The organism is Porphyromonas sp. COT-290 OH860, from assembly GCF_000768935.1.
In the GTDB taxonomy this organism is placed as follows: Bacteria; Bacteroidota; Bacteroidia; order Bacteroidales; family Porphyromonadaceae; genus Porphyromonas.
In genome coordinates this window covers 1-1,793 of the sequence record NZ_JRAR01000069.1, presented here as the reverse complement: position 1 = coordinate 1,793, position 1,793 = coordinate 1, and the positions used below count along the sequence as shown (strand labels likewise).

The 1,793-nt window shown below is 48.7% G+C and carries 2 protein-coding genes and 1 pseudogene; all 3 read right to left on the bottom strand.

The annotated features are described in order from the left end of the window. Positions 1–164: 164 nt before the first annotated feature. On the bottom strand, positions 165–494 hold the full coding sequence (locus HQ41_RS07640; RefSeq protein WP_044190078.1) for a hypothetical protein: 330 nt from the start codon (positions 492–494) through the stop codon (positions 165–167). A 143-nt stretch (positions 495–637) separates the two neighbouring features. After that, positions 638–1,108, bottom strand: coding sequence for a DUF1896 family protein (locus HQ41_RS07635; protein ID WP_044190075.1), 471 nt, complete (start codon positions 1,106–1,108; stop codon positions 638–640). A gap of 31 nt (positions 1,109–1,139) precedes the next feature. Beyond that, positions 1,140–1,701 (bottom strand): annotated as a pseudogene (locus tag HQ41_RS09545) (site-specific integrase); the annotation flags it as partial. Positions 1,702–1,793 lie beyond the last annotated feature (92 nt).

Sequence of the window (1,793 nt, the reverse complement as noted above, 5' to 3'; positions counted from 1 at the left end):
AACATCAAAGCTATGAACGATTTTTGACAGGTGGCGGGCTAGCCCGCCACCTGTCGTTCTTATAACCATAGTGTTGCGTTAGAAAATGGAAAGTACAAGAAGTGCAAGGCCTAAGAGTGGGAAACAAAAAAGAGCCCGCCACCCGTCAAGATGATTATCTAAGATTAGAAGATGCAAATCAGTATTGCCGCCAAGATGGCTAGCCAGAATAGATAGCCGAGGATGGTGAATGTGATTTGCAGAATGGTCTTTACCACGAACCGCAGTACCAAGAAGCCCACGAAGATGCCAATGACGGTTACGACTTGAGGCGTAACGAGCTTGGCGATGAAGTAGACGGCTGCGACCACGAGCGAGAGCAGAAACGTCAGCTCGATGATGCGTCGCCAGTCGATGCTACGGGCAGGCTTGGCTGTCTGTGGCTTATCGTTAGTAGACTTCGCCCGAATGAAGATAGGGCTGTGTACATCGTGATTCATAACTTGAGTATTCATATCTGGGAGCATTTTAGAGTTTCAAGAGCGAGTCCAAGATAGTCCGCCCACCAAAGACGAGGGCTTGCCCCTTGGCGTGTGGGGCGGACTATCTTGGACTCGCTCTTGAAACTCTAAAATGCTCCCGATAGGATAGTTACTTGTTACTTCGATGTATCCGCCTTCTTCACCGTAGGCAAGTTGCTGTTTTCGATAAGCTCGACAATCGTGCCTATGAGTTCGGTGTAGAGCAGGTCGTACTCTGTGCTGCTGTCAAAGTCGTCCGTGAGGTCGTACTTGGCGAATACATCTTGGATAAACTTATTGCCAAGCAGAATGGGAGCCAACTCTTCGGGTAGTAGTTCGGGTAGTTCCTCGCTGAACTCATTCTCTAAGATAGACACGAGGGTGTTGTGCTTAGAGAAGTGTAGTCCTTGGTAGAGAACTTCGCTGGACATCGCCTCGGCTTCGAGGTGGGAGAAGCCCTGTGCCACGGCATCAGCGTAAACCGTAAGGGCAGCATCGGCACGAGCGACAATAAAAGCGGTGTCGGTCATTAACTCGGGGTGATAATCACTGAGGAAGGTTTCTAACTTCAGGCGGAAGTAAGAAAGCTCTTTCTTGGTCTGATTCATAATTTCTTCTGATTTTAGGGTGATACAAGCATTATTTAGCGATGCCCATCGCCGAGTTGAACTTATCGAGCTTGCCTGCGAGCTGCTCCATATCATGTTCAATCTTCTTGTTGGTGATACGGGCATAGATTTGTGTGGTCTTGATGTTGGTATGCCCTAACATCTTCGACACGCTTTCGATAGGCACACCTTTGGAGAGCGACATCGTCGCAAAGGTGTGACGAGCGAGGTGGAAGGTCAAGTTTTTCTTGATGCCACAGAGGTCGGCAATCTCTTTTGAGATAGGAGTTTGTCTTTTGGTTCGACAAAATCGGGAAAAGTTTGCCATCACGATAAGTCTGCTCGCCATACTTTCCGATGATGCTCTTGGGGATGTCGAGGAGGAGGACATTCGTCGAAATACTGGTTTTCTGACGCTGCGTCATAATCCACTGCTTATCGCCCATCGTGACGATGTGGTCGGGCGTGAGATTGGCCACATCGATATAAGCCAGCCCTGTGAAGCAAGAGAAGATGAAAATGTCACGCACCAACTCCAAGCGTTTTAGCCCAAAGTCTTTATTGGCGATGCTGAGGATTTCCTCATCGGAGACTATTGCGCAATGCGCCGCTCAAAGGTTCTTGTATCTTTCTCGGTGTTTTTTGAGTGTTTGAGCCGCTTTGGGAGCCTTGAATACTATCCCCC